Origin of the sequence: Sphingomonas faeni, from assembly GCF_040407565.1 — a bacterium.
GTDB lineage: Bacteria > Pseudomonadota > Alphaproteobacteria > Sphingomonadales > Sphingomonadaceae > Sphingomonas > Sphingomonas faeni_F.
On record NZ_JAPZPR010000008.1, the window covers coordinates 19,940 to 38,772 of the forward strand.

Consider the following 18,833-nt stretch of genomic DNA (forward strand, 5'->3'; position numbering starts at 1 on the left):
CAATATGATCCAGGTTAGCGGTAGCCGAGCGGAAATCGACACTGCTGCAGGAGAGGTATGCCATGATCGATTTTCGTTCGTCCTTCCGTGCCGCGCTGTTCGCCAGCGGTGCGATGATCGTCAGCCCCGCGCTGGCGCAACAGGCAGCGCCGCCCGCCGATGCAGCGACGCAGGCGCCCAGCGAGGCCGGCACCCCGGCAAACGATCCGGCCGCAACCGATCCGGCCGCCACTGGGTCCGGCGGCATGCAGGAGATCATCGTCACCGGGAACACGTCGGGCAAGCGCACGCTGTTCGACAGTTCGTCGAACGTGACGCTCGCCGACTCCGCCGATATCGCGCGGAAAGCGCCGCGTTCGACCGCCGAGACGCTTGAACTGGTGCCGGGCGTGTTCGTCGAGGGAACCGCGGGACCGACGTCGAACAACTATTCGGTGCGCGGCCTGCGCGGCGGCGCCCAGACGTTCGTGACGCTCGAAGAAGACGGCATGCCGATCCTGTACGGTGGTGGCGGTGCCGATTTCTATTTCCAGAACGACATCACGATCGCCCGGCTGGAAGCGGTCCAGGGCGGCACGTCGGGCGTCCTCGCCCCCAATGGCGCGGGCGCGACGATCAACTTCATTTCGTTGAAGCCGAGTTACGACAAGGCGACCGCATCGATGCGCTTCACCGGCGCGACCTATGGCGATCTGCGCAGCGACGGGTATTTCTCGGCGCCGATTGCCGAGAATCTGGCGTTCAGCGTCGGTGGCTACGTCACCTCGCAAAAGGGCGTGCGGCGGACGCCGTTCACGTTCGAGGGCTACAACGTCAAGGCGATCCTCGAGAAGCGGTTCGACGATGGCGGCACGGTGCGGTTGACCTACAAGCGGATCGACCAGCGCAATCCCTATTATGCCGACATGCCGTTCCAGGTGAGCGCGTCGGGCAACATCAGCAGCGTCCCCGGCCTCGACCTCAAGAAGGACGATGTCGGCGGCCGGTATTTCACGCAGTTTCTGGTGCCGAACAGCCCCAACACCGGCAACGCGCTGCGAAAGTTCAGTTCGGCGCTGGGCAACCGGGTCAAGGCCAACACCTACCGGATCGACATCGACAAGCCGGTATCCGACGCGTTCAGCCTGTTCGCGCACGTCCGCTATCTCGACGGCAAATACGATTTCAACGGAATCTTCCCGGGATCGGGATCGGGAACGGCCGGGCTGACCTCCGCGGCGAACTATCTCAATCCCGCGGTCTCGCCACTCGCCGGGCTGACGCCGATCCAGGGTGCGAACTTCACCTATTTCCAAGCCGCGCAGTTCGCGTTTCCCGGTACGGCGCAATACGGCCTGCGCGATATCCGCACCGGCGCGGTAATTCCGGCAAGCAACACCGCGGCGCTGTCCGCGCTGAACGGCAATGGCCTGCTCCAGCAGACGGTACTCAATCACCAGACGCTGGCGACCAAGGACTTCGGCAGCGATGTCGGTGCGAAATGGGACTATAAGAGCGGCTCGATCGACAATTCGCTGACCGTTGGCGGAATGTACTACAACGTCCGCCGCAAGAACGACCAGTCGGCCACCGCGACCGTGATCAACGACGTCACCAACGACTCGCACGTCTACGATCTCGTCGCGATCAACGCCGGCGGGCAGGTGCTCGGAACGCTCACCAACAACGGCATGGTGAACTACGGCAACTGGGGGCAGGGGCTGTTCGAGGACGAGGTCAACTCGATCGCCGGCTATTTCAACGACGAACTGCGCATCGGCGAGAACCTCCACATCGATTTCGGCGCGCGGTATGAACATCAGCGCGTCTCGGTCGATATCGGCAACCAGGCGCTGGTCAACGCGGCGGTGCCGGTCGGCACGCCAGGCCTGTACCGGGACGTCGGCGCCACCTTCAACGGGACCTACACGCGCCAGTCGGACAGTTTCGACAAGCTCGCCTATACCGGCGGCATCAACTACACGTTGACGCCCAACATCTCGCTGTATGCGCGTGGTGCCTATGGCTTCCAGACCAATGGCGGCGACACCGGCGGAACGCACAAGCCGACCGGATTGACGCTGTACGAGGGCGGCCTGCGCTTCCAGTGGCCTGGTTTCAACGCGTCGGTGATCGGCTTCCGCACGCAGATCAACGATCTGTCCTACCAGATCATCAACCCAGACAATCAGAGCCAGCAGACCAACGCGCTCGCCGACAGCCGCACCAACGGCGTCCAGATCGACGCCGACATTCGTCCCGTCCGGTTCTTCAGCCTGAACGTGATCGGCGTGTACCAGGATCCGAAGCTGACGAACCTGACGTTCAGCGGGCCGATCGCCGGCAGCTATGACGGCAACACGCCCGAGCGCACGCCGAAGAAGCTGCTGACGGTGACCCCGTCGTTCATCCTGCCGAACGGGCTGGGGGAGATCTATGGTCGCTGGAAATATGTCGGCAAGATCTTCGCGGATGCGGGCAACGGCATCGCCCTGCCGGAGTACAACGTCTTCTCGGCGGGCATCAGCGTCAACGTGACGCCGATGATCAACCTGAATGCCAGCGTCGATAACCTGACCAACGCGAAGGGCTTTACCGAGGGCAACCCGCGGCAGGGCCAGACGCAGACGATCGTCGATGGCTATTTCTACGGCCGCGCGATCTATGGTCGCAACGCGATCTTCAGCGCGACGATCAAGCTGTGATCGATCCGGCGACCGGGCGCTCGCGCCCGGTCGTCTTCTTGCGTATCGGATGACCATGACCCGTACCCTGATTTTCGCCACCGCGATCCTTGCCGCCGCCGTGTCCGGCCTCGGCACAGCGGCTACCGGTCAGGGTGCGCAGCGCGAGGGGCTGAACCTCAACAGCTTCACGCAGAAAGGCCCCGTCGCGGCGCATGTCGTGCTTCGATCGGGTAAGGATCCCCGTGTGCTCGTCGCGTTTCCGGCGGGCAACAGCGGCGTGGGGCTCTGGTTCGATTCTGTCCCCGGCTCGGCGGAGTGGCGGATGCCGGCACCGGCGACTCCGCTTTCGACGACCGATGGCAAGGGGCGTCCGCTGCACGGCGTGACCTTCGCGGCGACCATTCGCGCGCCACGGTTGAGCGTGAAGCGCGCACTGTTGACCAGCGTCCGCGTGCTGCGCGACTATCAGGCGCTGGGTACTGCGCCTGCTGAACTGGACGCACCGGTACGCAGCCGCGATCGAACGCTGACATGGGCACGCGATCGGCTGGACGGCGCGGCAGGCTACCGGCTTTCGGTCCGCGTCGATCATGGGACACTGAACGGGACGACGCTGACGGCGGCAGCCGACGGCACGATCGGCGTGACCGTGACTGCGCTGACCGGGGAAGCGCCGCTGGTGCCGTTCGCACCCGGCAGCTTGCTCAACGCATCGGCGGCGCGCGATCCGCAGGCGCGCGCCGCGCTCCAGTTCCTGAGCTATCACGAGAAATTCCTGGCCGGATCGTGGCGCTTCCTGACCTATTTCGGGCGTGACACGCTGATGTCGGTGCGGCTGCTGATGCCCGCACTTCAGCCCGCCGCGGTCGAGACGGGGCTGCGCTCGGTCCTCGAACGGCTCGCACCGGACGGCAATGTCGCACACGAGGAGGACCTGGGCGAGTTCGCGATCCTCGATCATCGCCGCGACGACAAGACCAGTTCGGCGGCTCCTACCTACAACTACAACATGGTCGACAGCCCGTTCCTGCTCGCGCCGGTCGCGCGGGCGTGGCTGATCGACGACGCACGGGGACAGGCGCGCGCGAAGGCGTTTCTGAACGAACAGGACGGTCGAGCTAAGCTCGGGATGGCGCTGATGACGAATGTCCGGTTCGTCATGGCGAAGGCGGCGCCGTTCGCGCGCGATCCGCGGTGGCGCAATCTCGTCGCGCTGAAACCGGGCATGGACGCGGGCGAATGGCGCGACAGCAACGATGGGCTGGGCGGCGGGCGCTACGCCTATGACATCAATGCCGTCCTCGTTCCCGCCGCGTTGCAATCGATCGACGCGATGAACCGCGCCGGACTGCTGGCGCCGTATGCGACGCGAGAGGATCAGGCGATGCTCGCGAACGTGTCGGCGATGGCGGATATCTGGGCGTCCCGCGCGCCCGGACTGTTCGCGCTGACGGTTTCCCCGGCCACGGCACGGACGTCGATCACCGATTACGCCGCGCGGGTCGGCGTACCGGCCGCACCCGCGCTCGCTGCGATCGCGAACCAGCCGCTCCGCTACAATGCGATCGCGCTCGACGGTGCCGGAAAGCCGGTGCCGATCCTGCATTCGGACGAGGGCTTCGCGCTGTTGTTCGGATGGCCCGATGGGCAAGCGCTCGACGTCGCGACGACGACGATCGCGCGGCCATTTCCGGCTGGCCTGATGACCGGTGTCGGCATGCTGGTCGCCAATCCAGTGTTCGCCGATCGCGCTTGGCAGGCACGACTGGGGCCGGCGGCGTATCACGGCACGGTGATCTGGTCTTGGCAGCAGGCGCTGGTCGCGGCGGGCCTCGCGCGGCAAATCGCGCGGACCGACCTGACGCCGTCCGTCTGTTCCAGCCTCGTCAAGACGCAGACCAGGCTGTGGGACGCGATCGACGCGGGGCGCAGCGTGCAGAGTTCGGAACTCTGGTCGTGGCGCTACACCGGCGGCGGCTACCGGATCGCGGCGTTCGGCGAGAGCGGCGCCGACGCGGACGAATCGAACGCGGCGCAACTCTGGAGCACGGTGTATCTCGCGGTGAAGCGACCGACCTCGCCCCCGGGCTGCGGCGCGCGCTGATCATGGCGGAGCCGGTTCGCCGCGTCGTCATACTGGGGGGCGGCACGGCCGGCTGGATGACCGCCGCCGCGCTGTCCAAGGCGTTGGCGCGCAGCGGTACGGAGATCACGCTCGTCGAATCCGAGGAGATCGGCACGGTCGGCGTAGGCGAGGCGACGATCCCGACGATCCACTGGTTCAACAGCCTGATCGGCCTCGACGAAGCGCAGTTCATGGCGGACACCGGTGCGACCCATAAGCTGGGGATCGAGTTTCGCGGCTGGCAGGGCGACGAGAGTGCCTATTTCCATCCCTTCGGCACCTATGGCGCGCCCGGCGACGCGGCGATGATGGCACACCGGTTGACGCGGGCCCGGCTGGGCGGCGACGCGACCTCGATCGAGGACTATTCGCTGACGACGCAGGCGGCGCGCGCGCGCCGGTTCGCCAAACCCGTCAACGATCCCCGCTCGCTCCTATCGACGCTCGGTTACGCGTTCCATTTCGACGCGGCGCTTTATGCACGACACCTGCGAGGCCTTTCGGAAAGCCGCGGCGTGATCCGCATCGAGGGCAGGGTCGCCCGCGTCGAACGACAGGAAAACGGCGACATTCGCGCGCTGGTCACCGAGACCGGCCAGACCGTGCCGGGCGACCTCTTCATCGACTGTTCGGGGTTTCGCGGGCTGCTGATCGAGCAGGAGATGGCGGCGGGGTATGAGGACTGGTCGCACTGGCTGCCGTGCGACGCCGCCTGGGCCGCACCGTCCGCGCCGGAGATCGAGCGGACCCCCTATACGCAGGCGATCGCGCAGGAGGCGGGGTGGCGCTGGCGGATCCCGCTCCAGCACCGCGTCGGCAACGGCTACGTCTTCGCGACGCGGTTCCAGTCGCCCGATGCCGCGTGTGATACGCTGGTGAAGGCGATGGACGCCGCGCCGACCGCGGAGCCGCGGCTGATCCGCTTCACCCCGGGCCGCCGCCGCAAATCCTGGGTCGGCAACGTCGTCGCGATCGGCCTGGCGAGCGGCTTCATCGAACCGCTCGAATCGACCAGTATCCACCTGATCCAGAGCGGTATCGGCAAGCTGCTGTCGCTGTTCCCGCGCCGGACCGGCAGCGCGCTGCTCGCCGAGCAGTATAATCGGATCGCGGCGCGCGAGATCGAGGAGGTGCGCGATTTCGTCATCCTCCATTACCACTTGACGCGAGGGCGGTCGGAGCCGCTGTGGCGGCAGTGTCAGGCGATGCCGATCCCCGAGACGCTCGCCTACAGAATCGACCAGTTCCGCCATTCGGGTCGCATCATGCTCTCACCCGACGAACTGTTCCGCGACGCGAGCTGGCTCGCCGTGCTGACCGGGCAGGGCGTTCGCGCTGAGGATTACAATCCGTTGCTCGACACGATGAGCGACGCCGACAATGCCGCGCAGCTGGCGTCGGTGCGTCGTGCGATCCGCGACACCGCAGCCAAGCTGCCGGCGATCGGTGCGCTCCGGCCGACGACATGAGGGGTCAGGCGGCAGCGCGTCCGCGGACGAAGAAATTGGCGGTCAGCCGGCCGACGCGCGGGTCGTCGCTGAAGCTTAGTTCGTCGGGGATCGTCCCCGAATGCAACAGGCTTCCCTGATACACGACCACGCGGTCCGGGACGGCATCGACCGCGCCGATCTGCTCGAACGAGCGCGTCGATGCCCCGATATAACCGGTCCAGTCCGCCGCATCGCGTTGCGCGGCGGCGATGAAGCCAGCGCGGTTGGCGTCGGTGACACGCTCGATCCCGGTGGCGCGCTGGCGATAGAAGGCGGTGCCGCTGCCCGCCGTCCCGCCGACATAGTGAAGGATCGCAAGATACAGCGGATCGGTCGAATCGAAATGCGGTGCGCGTTGGATCGGCGCGAGCGTCTCCGGGCGGGCCGTGACCATCGAGAAGCTCGCCGTCAGCAGGTCGAACCCGTCGACCGAAAAGGCCGTGTTGATGGCCGGCGCAAGCCTGCGCAGCAGGAGCCGCGCATACGCCGCCGCGTCCGTGTCGGCCGACCCGATGAACCGGCGCAGCCCGGGATAGGCGTTGCCGCGCGCCGCTGGAAACGGCGCGATCCCCGCGGCGATGTCGACGACGCGGCCCACGTCCGTACCCGCACCGGCAGCCGCATCGTCGATCACGAGCAAGGGGCTATGGTGCTGTCCGATAAACTCGACATGGGAGGGGGGCACGGGCGCTCCTGACTATCCTGTTCGACGTTGAATACGCAGCGTTTTCCACCGCGCGCGTCACGGGTTATACGGACCAACCGCTGTCTGCCAGTTGCAACCTGGTACCGCGTCGCGAATGTCCGACTCTCGATTTCAATCGACGAATGATGTGGAGTGGCCGCCAAGCGATTTCGTACGCCCCGGCAAGTCTGCGTTTGACGCAGACATTCTCATCAAGTAATCATCTATCTCACAAAATGAGACGACGCAAAGCGTCGAGCGTCGCGTGATCGTGCTGCAAACTCGGGTCTAACGGAGCCGGACGATCAGGGCGAGAGTGGTGTTCGATGATGCGTGCGACGCGCTTCCGGTGGGGCGCGAGGGATGAGGAGCGTTGAGCGTGGCGGTTGTGACTTTGCCGAAGATCAAGCATGTCCGGGCGTTTGTCGTCCGTGGTGGTGGTGCCGACTATCATGATCAGGGCGCGGGCCACTGGATCGATGATCACATCGCGACGCCGATGAGCCGCTATCCCGAATACCGCCAGTCGCGCCAGAGCTTCGGGATCAACGTGCTCGGCACGCTGGTCGTCGAGATCGAGGCGGAGGACGGCACGGTCGGCTTCGCGGTCACCACCGGTGGCGAGCCCGCGGCGTTCATCGTCGAAAAGCACCTCGCGCGCTTCCTCGAAGGGCGCTCGCCGACCGAGTACGAGAAGATCTGGGACCAGATGTATTTCTCGACGCAATATTACGGTCGCAAGGGGCTGGTCGTGAACGCGATCTCCGGCGTCGATCTCGCGCTGTGGGACCTGCTCGGCAAGTTGCGGCAGGAGCCGGTCTATCATCTGCTCGGTGGTGCGGTGCGCGACGAACTGCAATTCTACGCGACCGGCGCACGGCCCGACGTGGCGAAGGAGCTCGGCTTCATCGGTGGCAAGATGCCGCTCCACCACGGCCCCGCCGAGGGCGCCGAGGGCATGAAGAAGAACATCGCGATGATCGCCGACATGCGCGAGAAATGCGGTCCCGATTTCTGGCTGATGCTAGACTGCTGGATGGCGCTCGACGTTGATTACGCCACGCGGCTTGCGATCGCCGCGCACGAGCATGGCCTGAAGTGGATCGAGGAGGCGATCAGCCCCGACGATTACTGGGGCTATGCCGAACTGAAGCGCAACGTCCCCAAGGGCATGCTGGTCACCACCGGCGAGCACGAGGCGACGCGCTGGGGCTTCCGGATGCTGCTCGAGATGGACTGTTGCGACATCATCCAGCCGGACGTCGGCTGGTGCGGCGGCGTCACCGAACTGCTCAAGATCAGCGCGCTGGCCGATGCGCACGGCAAGATGGTCGTGCCGCACGGGTCGTCGGTCTACAGCTACCACTTCGTCATCACGCGCCACAATTCGCCGTTCGCGGAGTTCCTGATGATGCATCCCGGACCGACCGAGGTTGTGCCGATGTTCCATCCGCAGCTGCTCGGCGAGCCCGTGCCGCAGAACGGCCGGATGAAGGCGAGTGCGCTCGATGCGCCGGGGTTCGGCGTCACGCTCAACCCCGAGATCGCGATGCACCGCCCCTACACGCATTGATCCAGTCTCTCTTTTCGCCATTCTCTTTTCCGAAAGTCCCTTCATGAAACTCTGCCGCTACGGTCAACCCGGCCAGGAAAAGCCCGGCATCGTCGATGCCGATGGTGCGATCCGCGACCTGTCGGGCGTGATCGACGACCTCAGCGTCGCAACGCTGGCGCAGGCGCTCGCGGCCGATCCCGCGTCGCTGCCGGTCGTCGACGGTACGCCGCGTTACGGCGTTCCGATCAAGGGCATCGGCAAGATCGTCGCGATCGGCCTCAACTACCGCGATCACGCGATCGAGTCCGGCCTGCCGATCCCGACCGAACCGATGATGTTCATGAAGCCGCTGTCCAGTCTCAGCGGTCCGAACGACGACGTCGTCCTGCCGCGCGGTTCGACGCATGGCGACTGGGAGGTCGAGCTAGGCGTGATCATCGGCAAGACCTGCCGCTACGTCTCGGAGGACGAGGCGCTCGACAAGGTCGCCGGCTATGTCCTCGCTAACGACGTGTCGGAGCGCTTCAACCAGAAGCAGCGCGGGTCGCAGTGGAGCAAGGGCAAGGGGCACGACACCTTCTGCCCGGTCGGCCCGTGGCTGGTGACGCCCGACGAGATCGGCGACGCGCAGGACCTCGACATGCACCTCGACGTCAACGGCGCGCGGATGCAGACCGGCAACACGAAGACGATGATCTTCGACCTGAAGCAGCTCATTTCCTACGTCAGCGAATATATCACGCTGTACCCCGGCGACCTCCTGATCACCGGCACGCCGCCGGGCGTCGGCGAGGGCAAGAAGCCCGAATCGATCTTCCTGAAGGCGGGCGACGTGATGGAACTCGGCATTGCCGGGCTCGGCACGCAGCGTCAGTCGGTCGTCGAATGGCGTCATCTGGGTGAAGGTTCGATCGCATGACGATCTATGGGGGGCGGTTTGCCGGTCGCTGCGCGATCGTCACTGGCGGCGCGTCGGGGCTCGGCAAGGATGTCGCCAGGCGGATCGTCGCGGAGGGTGGCAGCGTCGTGCTTTGGGATCTCGACGCCGCCAAGCTCGCGGTGGCGAAGGACGAGGTCGGGGCGGCGCACGTCGTCGCGCTCGACGTGTCCGACGTCGATGCGGTCGTCGCGGCGGCGGACGAGAGCGCGGCCGTGCTCGGCAAGGTCGACATCCTGATCTGCTCGGCGGGGATCACCGGGGCGACCGCGCCGGTCCACGAATACCCGCTCGACAGCTGGAAGCGCGTCGTCGACATCAATTTGAACGGGTTGTTCTATTGCTGCCGGACGGTCGTGCCGTTGATGCTCGCGAACGGTTATGGCCGCATCGTCAACGTGTCGTCGGTGGCGGGCAAGGAAGGCAATCCCAACGCGTCCGCCTATTCGGCGACCAAGGCCGCGGTGATCGGCCTGACCAAGTCGCTCGGCAAGGAACTCGCGGGCAAGGGCATCATCGCCAACGCGCTGACCCCGGCGACGTTCGAGAGTCCGATCCTCGAACAGCTCCCCGCGAGCCAGGTCGAATATATGCGTTCGAAGATCCCGATGGGGCGGCTCGGCGAGATCCCAGAATCGACCGCGATGGTGTGCTTCATGGCGTCCGAGGAATGCAGCTTCACGACGGCGTCGACCTTCGACACGTCGGGGGGACGGACGACGTTCTAGAGGTGAGTTCTGTATCCTCCCCCGCCAGGGGGAGGTGGCTGGCCCTTGCCAGACGGAGGGGGAGGAAAGGGGGAACCGCTGTTCCGCATCCTCCCCCTCCGTCACCTTCGGCGCCACCTCCCCCTGGCGGGGGAGGATTTATCGAGCCGACAGTCTTATCCCTCCGTCATGCCGGGCTCGTTCCGGCATCCACGGTGCCGCAAGATCGATGGGACTTGGTTTGCGGCACGGTGGACCCCGGAACAGGTCCGGGGTGACGGGTGTGACTACAACTCCGCCAAAAACCGCCCGACACGAGGTGGCACGGCGCTTACATCCCAGGAGACGTGCAATGATCCCGTTCGTCGATGCGCATATCCACCTGTGGGACCTGAGCCACATCCGCTATGCGTGGCTGTCGCCGCCGTTCGCCGATGATGGCCCCAATGGCAGCGTCGAGCCGATCGCGCGCGACTTCGGAATCGCCGAGTACCGCGCGGCGCTCGCGCGGTGGAATGTCGTCGGCGCGGTGCATGTCGACGCGGGTGCGGACCCGGTGCAGGCGCTCGACGAGACACGCTGGCTGGACGGGATCGCCGCCGAGCACGGCTTGCCCAACGCGATCGTCGCCTACGCACCGCTGGACGATCCCGACGTCGAGACGCACCTCGCTGCGCAGGCTGCGTTCCCCCGTGTTCGGGGCATTCGCCAGATCGTCAACTGGCACGCCAATCGAGCTCGCAACTACACGGCGCGTGACCTGACGCAGGATACCCGGTGGCAGGCGGGCTACGCGCTGCTGCGTACGCACGCGCTCTCGTTCGATCTGCAATGCTATCCCGCGCAGATGCCGGGCGTCGCGCCGCTGCTCGCGCGTCATCCCGACGTTCCGGTCATCATCAACCACCTCGGCATGCCCGTGCTCACCGATCCCGATGGCATAACGGAATGGCGCGACGGCCTGCGCGCGGTCGCGGCACTGCCGCATGTCGCGATCAAGCTGTCGGGGCTTGGCTTCATCGCGCGCGACTGGACGCCGGAAACCGTGCGGCCCTTCCTGCGCGAAGCGATCGACCTGTTCGGCACCGAACGCTGCCTGTTCGCCAGCGACGCGCCGACCGACACGCTGTTCGCGCCGATCGATCGCTACCTCGAAACCTATCACGCGCTGGTCGCGGACTTCGCCGAAGACGAACGCCGCGCGCTGTTCGGCGGTAACGCGAACCGGATCTACCGGCTGGGTCTCGACCTGTGAACCCGCTGCTCGGGGTCCTGTATCACTGGCTCGGCGGGCTCGCATCGGCCAGCTTCTACGTCCCCTATCGCGGGGTGAAGCGCTGGTCGTGGGAGATCTACTGGCTGACCGGCGGTATCGTGTCGTGGCTGGTCGCGCCGTGGTTCTTCGCCAGCCTTCAGACGCAGGATCTGCTCGGCGTGCTCGGGCGCGCACCGGACGGCGCGTTCTGGTGGCCGGTGATGTTCGGCGTGCTGTGGGGGTTTGGCGGGCTCGGCTACGGGCTCGTCATGCGGTATCTCGGGCTGTCGCTCGGCATGGCGGTCGTGCTTGGCCTTTGTACCGTGTTCGGCACGCTGATCCCGCCGGTGTTCACGGGCGAGTTTCACGAAAAGCTGATCGCGACCACGTCCGGCAACATCGTCCTCGCCGGCATCGGCCTGACGCTCGCCGGTATCGTCGTCGTCGCGATCGCAGGCGCGATGAAGGATGCGCTGCTGACGCCGGAGCAGAAGCTGGCGGTCGTCGCCGAGTTCGATTTCCGCAAGGGCATCGTCGTCGCGATCGGCGCCGGGATCATGTCCGCGTGCTTCGCGTTCGGACTGGCCGCGGGCGAACCGATCAAGGCGCTGTCGGCGACCGCGGGAACCGGGCCGCTCTGGACCGGGCTTCCCGTGTTGTGCCTGATCATGGCTGGTGGGCTCTTCACCAACGGCGCCTGGTGCGCGTGGCTGATCGTCAGGAACCGCAGCGCCGCGCAATGGCTGGGTCAAGGGCAGCAGGGAGAACGCCCGCCGCTCCTGCGCAACTACGCGTTAAGCGCCCTCGCGGGGGTGACGTGGTATTTCCAGTTCTTCTTCTACACGATGGGCGAAAGCCAGATGGGCCGCCTCGGCTTCTCGAGCTGGACGCTGCACATGGCGAGCATCATCATTTTCGGCACGCTGTGGGGCTTTGCGTTCCGCGAGTGGAAAGACGCCGGCGCGCGGATCAAGGCTGTGGTGTGGGCGGGTGTCGCACTGCTGCTGATCGCGACCGTGGTGATCGGCTATGGCAACAGCATAGCGGTGGAGACCGTCGCATGACCCGGATCGCGCACCTGATCGCCGCCAGCCTGCTGGCATTCTCGGGGGCCGCACCCGCGACTCCGCCGCGCGAGCTCGACGCCCCGCTGGTGATGACCGCAATGCACCTCCACGATCCGTGGATCGTCGCGGACAAGGCCAGCCGCACCTACTACCTCTTCACCCGCAACGAGGTCGCGATGACCGGCGACTCGCGTCTGGGCACGATGATGTATGCGAGCCGCGACCTGAAGCACTGGACCAGGCCCAGGCTGGTGTTCGTGTTGCCCGGCGACGTCTGGGCCAAGGCGGGAAGCTGGGCGCCGGAAGTGCACCGCTGGAAGAACCGCTGGTATCTCTTCGCGACGTTCCACGATCCCGCGTCGCCGCTGACGCCCAACGGCAAGCGCGCGACCTATCGCCGCGGCACCGTCCTCGCGGTCGCGGACAAGATCGACGGGCCCTACGCCTTGGTCCGGGGCGGCGAGCCGATCGTGTCGAAGGACCAGATGTCGCTCGACGGCACGCTGTACGTCGATCCGAAGGGCAAGCCGTGGCTCGTCTACGCGCATGAATGGTGGCAGACGACGATCGGCACGATGGAAGCGCTGCCGCTGAACGACGACCTGTCCGCGGCGGGCCCGGCGAAGCGGCTGTTCAGTGCGAACGACGCAGCGTGGGTGGTCGGCCAGAAACAGCCCGATGGCGACACGGTCTATGTCACCGACGGCCCCGAACTCTACCGCAGCAAGACCGGTGCATTGCTGATGCTGTGGTCGAGCTACGGCAAGAAGGGCTATGTCGAGGGGCAGGCGCGCTCGCGATCGGGGGGCGTCGAAGGTCCGTGGGAGCAACTCGGTCCACTCGTCGAACGCGACAGCGGCCACGGCATGCTGTTCCGCGCGTTCGACGGGCGACTGATGATGATCCTCCACCGGCCCTTCAATTTCGCGCTCGGCAAGCTGTACGAGATGCGTGACGAGGGCGACCGGCTGGCGGTGGTGCGCGAGGCGACCGAACTCGACGGCGAGGCGTATCCGACGCATCCCTGCACGCCGGGGCACTCGTCGTTCGACAACGCTAAACCGGGGTGTTCGTGATGCTGGGTGCAGATGATGTGTGGCCGCTGTGGGCGGACGAGCCCGCGGTGACGTTCGAGGATCCCTCGGTCGCGGCCGGGGTTGCGGTCGTCACGGCGGTCGGCCAGCCAATGCTGCTCGGGTTCCGTGCCGCCAACCCCAATGGCCGGGCGATGCTCGTGCTTGGCGGCGGTGGCTACACGCAGTTGATGGCGGGCAGGGAAGGGGTGCAGGTCGCGGCCTGGCTGACCGGGCTCGGCTATCACGCGTTCGTCCTGATCCACCGCTTCCCCAACGCCGCCAACGGCATCGCCGCACCGCTCGACGACGCGCGCGAGGCGATGCGTCGCATCCGCGCGAGCGGTCTGGCGGCGGCAGGGCTCGGCGTGGTCGGACTATCGTCGGGCGGTCATCTGGCGGCCTGCCTCGCCGCGGCGTATCCCGACGAGTGGGCGGCGCCGGCAACGCGTCATCCCGACGCGCCGACGCGGCCAGACGTGATGGTCATGGGCTATGCCCCGATCTCCACCAACGCGGCGGGGCGCACGATCATCGCCGACAAGCCGCCGCTGCCGCCGGTCGAGAAACAGGCGATGTACGATCGGCTGCAACCCGATGCGCAACTTCTGCCGTCGCCGCCGCCTGCGTTCATCGTCTATGCGGGCAACGATCCCGTCGTCCCGGTCGAGAACGCCCGCCGGCTCCACACGGCGTGGCAGGACGCCGGCGGTGCGGCCGAACTCCACGTCTTCGCCGACGCGCCGCACGGTTTCGCGCTCGATACGCAGGGGCTCCCCGTCTCGATCTGGCCGACGCTGTGCGAGGCGTGGCTGCGGCAGGTCGGCTTTCTCGACTAACGGCGCGCGAGCCGGATCTCGGTCGGTGCGTCGCGGTCCACGGTCAGGATACCGCCTGCCTCCTTCAGTTCGGCGATCTGCAGCACGCTGCGGCGGTGCCATTCGGGATCGCGCGCGGACTGTGGTTCGCCGGACTGCTGGACGAAATAGCGCCAGCGCACGCCGTCACGCGAGCGCGCGGTGCCGATCGCGGTACCGTGCACCCAGCGCACGTCTTTCGCGTCGGCCATCGGCAGGTCGGCGCGGCGGTTGTGTAGAACATCACCCATTCGCGGCGGGCGGGGTCGTAGACAGTCGAGGGATCGGCGGCGCCGTCGTGCACCGGATCGCGGAACAGCGGCTTCGGCGCGATCGGCGCGCCGGCAAGCAACGCAGCGGCAAGCAGGATCACCGCGTGCCCGCCGCCGCGACGGGGTTGTTGCCCCACAGCTTGTCATAGGACCAGCCCGACAGGTCCTCGACCACGCGCGCGTTGTCCGGCGTCGATGGAGTCCGCTCGCCGCGCCGCAGATGCTCGATTTCCTCGAGCAGGATCGCATGCGTGGCGGGCGTCAGCCGGAACCGCGTCGACACGAGAACGCCGAACACCAGCATCGCGATCGTCCCCGCGCCCAGCACCGCGACGATCGCGTAGATCGCCTGCGGGCTCTGCGCGGTCGCCTTCGAGACGAAGCCCGATGCCTGCATCACCTGCCCGACGAGGATCACCGCCAGCGCCTGGCTCATTTTCCGCACGAACGTCATCACGCCAGCGAACGCGCCTTCTCGGCGGCGCCCGGTGACGATCTCGTCGACGTCGGCCATATAGTTGTAGGTCGCCCAGGGGATGTAGTTCAGCGCGCCGCGCCCCAACCCGGCGAACACCACCGGCAGCCAGAACAGCGCCGACGTCGCGGTATAGCCCGCCGCGTACATCGCGAGGAAGATCACCACGCCGATCGCGAAGCTCAACGCCGCGAACCGGTATGCGGCGGCGGGCGACAGCCGCAGCGCGAAGTTGATCGCCAGCACCACTGCGACGAGTTGAACGATGTACGTCACGCCGACCAGGTTCGCGACCACCGCGGTCGATCCGGCGAGCGCGAAAATCACGAAATAGGTGAATGCGGCGTTGTAGATGTCCTGGCTGATATAGCCGCCCAGATACATGCCCAGATGCAGGCGGAACGCGCGGATCCGCAACGTCGAGAACAGGTTGCGGTACAGCGCCTTGAACGCCGCGCCGAGCGACGGCTTCTCGACCGCCTGGACCTCGTCGAGCCCCTCGGGCCGCTGCCGTTCCCAGCTGAACGCATACAGCAGACCCGCGGCACCCATGAACAGCACCGAGAAGATCATGCCCATATACAGATACGTGTCGGGCGAATCCGGGCCGAGATACGCGATCAGCCAGCCCGGCAGGAACGCCGCCGCGATCGCCGAGCACTGGCCGCACAGGATGCGCGCGCCCGCGAACTTCGCCTTGGTGCGGTAGTCGGTCGCCATTTCCGACGCGAGTGTCTCGTACGGGATGATCTCCATCGCGTAGACCATCTCGAACAGCACGTACGTCACGAGGTAATACCAGAAGCCTTGCCCTGCGACCCACATGATCGCGAACGACGGCAGCAGCGGGATCGCGGCGAGAATGAAGAACCGCCGCCGCCCGAACTTGCGCCCCAGCCAGCTCCGCCCGAGATTGTCCGACAGGTGGCCGATCGTCGGGCTGGTAAACGCGTCGAGCACGCGCGCGACGCCGAAGATGATCGTCGCCTGCGCCGCGGACAGGCCGCAGAAGCTGGTGTAGAAAATCAGGATCCACGTGCTGATGACCGCCATCGACCCCGCGCCGAGCACGTCGTTCGAACCATAGGCGAGCAAATTGTACCAGCGCACCGGACGGGCAGGCGCGAGCGGCAGGGCCGGACGGGCGGCGATCGGATCAGTGGCCATGCGAAAGTCCTTGGGTACCGGCGTTGGCTGGAGAAGATGTAAGCGGATCGAAGCGCAGCGCGTCGAACAGGATCGCGGGGTCGTCGATGCCGATCGACACGCTATGCCGTCCGGCCGCGAGCGGTGTCGGCAGCGCAAGGTCGAGACGGTTGTCGAGTACCGCGAGCGCCCATGCCCGGTCGCCGGTCTTGCGGGGGACACCGACACGAACGGGTATCCCGCCGTCGATCGCGACCGATACCGCGAGGTCGTCGCCTTCAGTCGTAGGATAGGTCGGCAACATTTCCGCTGCGAGCCGCCAACGACCAGGGGGGAGCGTGACGTTATACGACAGCGTTGCCGCCGCCGCCGCGGCTACCGCCGCACCGTTGCGGCCGAGGCCGTCGACCACGCGCGAGCCATTGCGCAGGCTCTCCGAAGTCTCCGCTTCAACCACGATCGTCGAAGCCGGCAAAACTTCCCGCTTCCCCGGCGAAGGCCGGGGCCCAGTTGGCACGGCCGAGGTAACGGATGACGGCGCGATCTCACCAAGGGCATTCCAATTGGGCCCCTTACTCCGCTGAGGAGCTATAGCTGGGGCGGGCAGGATCGGTGGCGACAAGCGATAGCGACGCCACTGCCCATCGGCAGGTTCGACGGCCATAATGCCACGCCACTTTCCGCCCGCGATCTCGGTATTGTAGCGGCGCGTCAGCGCTGTGATTTCCGCGTCCGCTGCTCGGGATCGCTCACCGGCGACTGTCGCGCTATCCGGATCGATGTCGCGCAAGCGATCATGCGCCCCGGCGTCGAACATGCGCGTGTTCGCGAGCGCAGCCGCGGTTACCGGGTAGTCGACCAGCTCGAAGAACGCGTCGCGACGGTTGGGTGCAACGCGCGGCGCGATCGAGCGGACGCGCGCGCGCAACGTATCGAAGGCGGCAAGGCGGGCTGCGATGTCGGCAGGGGCAAGCGGGCTCGGCTTCGAGAGTTCGCCGGGCAGCCACCATTGCAGATGCTCGGGCCGGCGCTGGAAGTTCAGCCGGTGATGCTCGGCCATGATCGCGGCGATCTCCGACGCGACATCGGCGCCGACCGTGCCGGCCGCCCAGTCCCCGACGACGGTATCGATCGGTTTGCCGCGCGTGCCCGGTACGTCCCACGCAAGCTGCAGGAAATAGTCGGTGGCCAGTTCCGCGGGCTTGAGGTCGCCGACATTGGCCACCCACATCCGCCGCGCACCCGCATCCCAAGCCCGCCCAAGTTCCTCGCGAATCAGCGCGGGCGGGGTGGTCGACAGCCAGAGATACGACAGCGGCGCGCCAAGATAGGACAAGTGATAATAGATGCCCGATCCGCCCGCCCGCGCGCGCTCGGCGGCATCGGGGACGTGACGGATATAGCCGAAATTATCGTCGGGCCACATCAGCGTGACGTCGTCGGGTACCTTGAGCCCGCCGCGATATACGTCGAGGACTTCCTTGTACGGCGTGAAGACCTGAGGAACGCGCGTCAGATCCCGATTCACGCCGCGCGCCAGCATCGCGCGCTGATCGGTCAATATGCGTTCGAGCAAAGACCGGCGTGCATCGTCGCTGGTCGGGCCGACGATCCCGCTGTCGTGGATGCCGCGCATCCCGAGCGTCCAGACGCTCTCGTACTGGCCGTTCGCCCGGACGCGCGCCCTCCAATAGTCCGCGACTCCGGCGGGGTTGGTCAAATAATTGAAATCCGTCGCCGGTGCCGTCCATTCGCCGACATTGTTGCGCAGCATCGGCTCGGCATGGCTCGATCCCATGACGATCGCATAGCGGTCGGCGAGGCGCGCATTCTCGGGGTTCGCGTTGAACGGCGCGGTGACCTTGTGCATCGCCGGCCAGACCATGTTCGCCTTCAGCCGCAGCATGAGCTCGAACAGTTTGGCATAGGTCTTCGGCCCGATCGTGCCGGCCTCGGGCTCGAACGTGCCGGCAGCCCAGGGCTGCAGCCCCCAGTCCTCGTCGTTGAGGAAAACCCCGCGATACCGGACCGATGGCGGCCCGAAGCGGTGGAGACCGGTCGCCGCATAAATCGCGGCGTGATGCTCTGGCGTGACGTCGGCCCACCAATGCCACGGCGACACACCGATCGCGCGCGACAGCTCGTACGCGCCGAACGCGGTTCCGCGACGATCGCTGCCGACGATCACCAGCGCCGCCGGGATACCGGGTGCGGGGTTGGCGACGGTGGCGATCATGAAGCTCTCCCACGCGCCGCGCAGTTTCGAGACGTCGAGCGCGCCCCGCCGGACCAGCCGGTCGATCGCGGGGTTGCGACCGAGCGTGCCGAGCCAGATCTGCGTGCCGTTGGCAGTCGTGGCACCGGTCACCCGCCGGAGGTCGCTCGTCAGGTCGGCGGCGGCGATCCGGACGACCTCGTGGTCGCCCGGCGCCGTCACGACGCGCGCGATGCCTTGCGCGTCCGCCAGTGCGAGACCCGCCCCGGGCTCGAACGACACGAGACGTGCGACCGGCTCGGCCGAGG

Annotated in this window: 14 protein-coding genes; 10 read left to right on the plus strand and 4 right to left on the minus strand. The window is 66.6% G+C overall.

All coding sequences use genetic code 11. From position 1 onward, the window contains the following. The first annotated feature begins 62 nt into the window (after window positions 1-62). From O6Y00_RS16490 to O6Y00_RS16500, 3 genes are read left to right on the plus strand one after another with little or no spacing between them, the layout of a single operon-like run. Window positions 63-2,684 carry a TonB-dependent receptor gene (locus O6Y00_RS16490; protein WP_353443692.1) on the plus strand — a complete coding sequence of 874 codons (2,622 nt, stop codon included), beginning with the start codon at window positions 63-65 and terminating at the stop codon, window positions 2,682-2,684. A gap of 55 nt (window positions 2,685-2,739) precedes the next feature. Further along, on the plus strand, window positions 2,740-4,770 hold the full coding sequence (locus O6Y00_RS16495; RefSeq protein WP_353443693.1) for a hypothetical protein: 2,031 nt from the start codon (window positions 2,740-2,742) through the stop codon (window positions 4,768-4,770). 2 nt (window positions 4,771-4,772) lie between these two features. Next, a complete protein-coding gene (locus O6Y00_RS16500; RefSeq protein ID WP_353443694.1) occupies window positions 4,773-6,260 on the plus strand; it encodes a tryptophan halogenase family protein in 1,488 nt (495 codons plus the stop codon). Window positions 6,261-6,264: 4 nt separating this feature from the next. Here O6Y00_RS16500 and O6Y00_RS16505 read toward each other — a convergent pair whose 3' ends face one another. Further along, complete coding sequence (locus O6Y00_RS16505; RefSeq protein ID WP_353443695.1) at window positions 6,265-6,966, minus strand: DUF6445 family protein; 702 nt, start codon at window positions 6,964-6,966, stop codon at window positions 6,265-6,267. Between the two features lie 388 nt (window positions 6,967-7,354). On the opposite strand from O6Y00_RS16505, the gene rhmD reads away from it, so the two are divergent. From rhmD to O6Y00_RS16540, 7 genes are all read left to right on the plus strand, one after another. Continuing rightward, a complete protein-coding gene (gene rhmD, locus O6Y00_RS16510) occupies window positions 7,355-8,539 on the plus strand; it encodes an L-rhamnonate dehydratase (protein WP_056065412.1) in 1,185 nt (394 codons plus the stop codon). A 43-nt stretch (window positions 8,540-8,582) separates the two neighbouring features. Further along, the gene (locus O6Y00_RS16515) at window positions 8,583-9,440 is read left to right on the plus strand and encodes a fumarylacetoacetate hydrolase family protein (RefSeq protein ID WP_353443696.1); all 858 of its coding nucleotides are present in this window, start codon (window positions 8,583-8,585) and stop codon (window positions 9,438-9,440) included. Continuing rightward, window positions 9,437-10,186, plus strand: coding sequence for an SDR family NAD(P)-dependent oxidoreductase (locus tag O6Y00_RS16520; RefSeq protein WP_353443697.1), 750 nt, complete (start codon window positions 9,437-9,439; stop codon window positions 10,184-10,186). Before O6Y00_RS16515 ends, O6Y00_RS16520 begins: the two co-directional genes overlap by 4 nt. A gap of 331 nt (window positions 10,187-10,517) precedes the next feature. Next, window positions 10,518-11,420 (plus strand): amidohydrolase family protein, encoded by a 903-nt coding sequence (locus O6Y00_RS16525; protein WP_353443698.1) that lies wholly within the window; start codon window positions 10,518-10,520, stop codon window positions 11,418-11,420. Continuing rightward, window positions 11,417-12,484 (plus strand): L-rhamnose/proton symporter RhaT, encoded by a 1,068-nt coding sequence (gene rhaT, locus O6Y00_RS16530; protein WP_353443699.1) that lies wholly within the window; start codon window positions 11,417-11,419, stop codon window positions 12,482-12,484. Before O6Y00_RS16525 ends, rhaT begins: the two co-directional genes overlap by 4 nt. Beyond that, window positions 12,481-13,563 carry a glycoside hydrolase family 43 protein gene (locus tag O6Y00_RS16535; protein ID WP_353443700.1) on the plus strand — a complete coding sequence of 361 codons (1,083 nt, stop codon included), beginning with the start codon at window positions 12,481-12,483 and terminating at the stop codon, window positions 13,561-13,563. The genes rhaT and O6Y00_RS16535 overlap by 4 nt, the downstream gene beginning before the upstream one ends. Beyond that, window positions 13,563-14,399: an alpha/beta hydrolase gene (locus O6Y00_RS16540; protein ID WP_353443701.1), complete on the plus strand. Its 837-nt coding sequence runs from the start codon at window positions 13,563-13,565 to the stop codon at window positions 14,397-14,399. The genes O6Y00_RS16535 and O6Y00_RS16540 overlap by 1 nt, the downstream gene beginning before the upstream one ends. Here the strand turns inward: O6Y00_RS16540 and O6Y00_RS16545 are convergent. The 3 genes from O6Y00_RS16545 to O6Y00_RS16555 all read right to left on the minus strand — a co-directional run bounded on the left by O6Y00_RS16545 (window position 14,396) and on the right by O6Y00_RS16555 (window position 18,807). Continuing rightward, entirely contained in the window at window positions 14,396-14,668 is a 273-nt protein-coding gene (locus O6Y00_RS16545) for a hypothetical protein (protein ID WP_353443702.1), read from the minus strand. The genes O6Y00_RS16540 and O6Y00_RS16545 overlap by 4 nt on opposite strands. A gap of 118 nt (window positions 14,669-14,786) precedes the next feature. Further along, window positions 14,787-16,331, minus strand: coding sequence for an MFS transporter (locus O6Y00_RS16550; protein ID WP_353443703.1), 1,545 nt, complete (start codon window positions 16,329-16,331; stop codon window positions 14,787-14,789). After that, on the minus strand, window positions 16,321-18,807 hold the full coding sequence (locus O6Y00_RS16555) for a glycosyl hydrolase 115 family protein (RefSeq protein ID WP_353443704.1): 2,487 nt from the start codon (window positions 18,805-18,807) through the stop codon (window positions 16,321-16,323). The genes O6Y00_RS16550 and O6Y00_RS16555 overlap by 11 nt, the downstream gene beginning before the upstream one ends. Window positions 18,808-18,833 lie beyond the last annotated feature (26 nt).

What these genes read in the sequence shown, in the direction of transcription:
- O6Y00_RS16490 (WP_353443692.1), top strand. Translation starts at nt 63, where the DNA reads ATGATCGATTTTCGTTCGTCCTTCCGTGCCGCGCTGTTCGCCAGCGGT.
- O6Y00_RS16535 (WP_353443700.1), top strand. Translation starts at nt 12,481, where the DNA reads ATGACCCGGATCGCGCACCTGATCGCCGCCAGCCTGCTGGCATTCTCG.
- O6Y00_RS16520 (WP_353443697.1), top strand. Translation starts at nt 9,437, where the DNA reads ATGACGATCTATGGGGGGCGGTTTGCCGGTCGCTGCGCGATCGTCACT.
- O6Y00_RS16500 (WP_353443694.1), top strand. Translation starts at nt 4,773, where the DNA reads ATGGCGGAGCCGGTTCGCCGCGTCGTCATACTGGGGGGCGGCACGGCC.
- O6Y00_RS16550 (WP_353443703.1), bottom strand. Translation starts at nt 16,331, where the DNA reads ATGGCCACTGATCCGATCGCCGCCCGTCCGGCCCTGCCGCTCGCGCCT.
- O6Y00_RS16495 (WP_353443693.1), top strand. Translation starts at nt 2,740, where the DNA reads ATGACCCGTACCCTGATTTTCGCCACCGCGATCCTTGCCGCCGCCGTG.
- O6Y00_RS16540 (WP_353443701.1), top strand. Translation starts at nt 13,563, where the DNA reads ATGCTGGGTGCAGATGATGTGTGGCCGCTGTGGGCGGACGAGCCCGCG.
- O6Y00_RS16545 (WP_353443702.1), bottom strand. Translation starts at nt 14,668, where the DNA reads ATGGGTGATGTTCTACACAACCGCCGCGCCGACCTGCCGATGGCCGAC.
- O6Y00_RS16525 (WP_353443698.1), top strand. Translation starts at nt 10,518, where the DNA reads ATGATCCCGTTCGTCGATGCGCATATCCACCTGTGGGACCTGAGCCAC.
- O6Y00_RS16515 (WP_353443696.1), top strand. Translation starts at nt 8,583, where the DNA reads ATGAAACTCTGCCGCTACGGTCAACCCGGCCAGGAAAAGCCCGGCATC.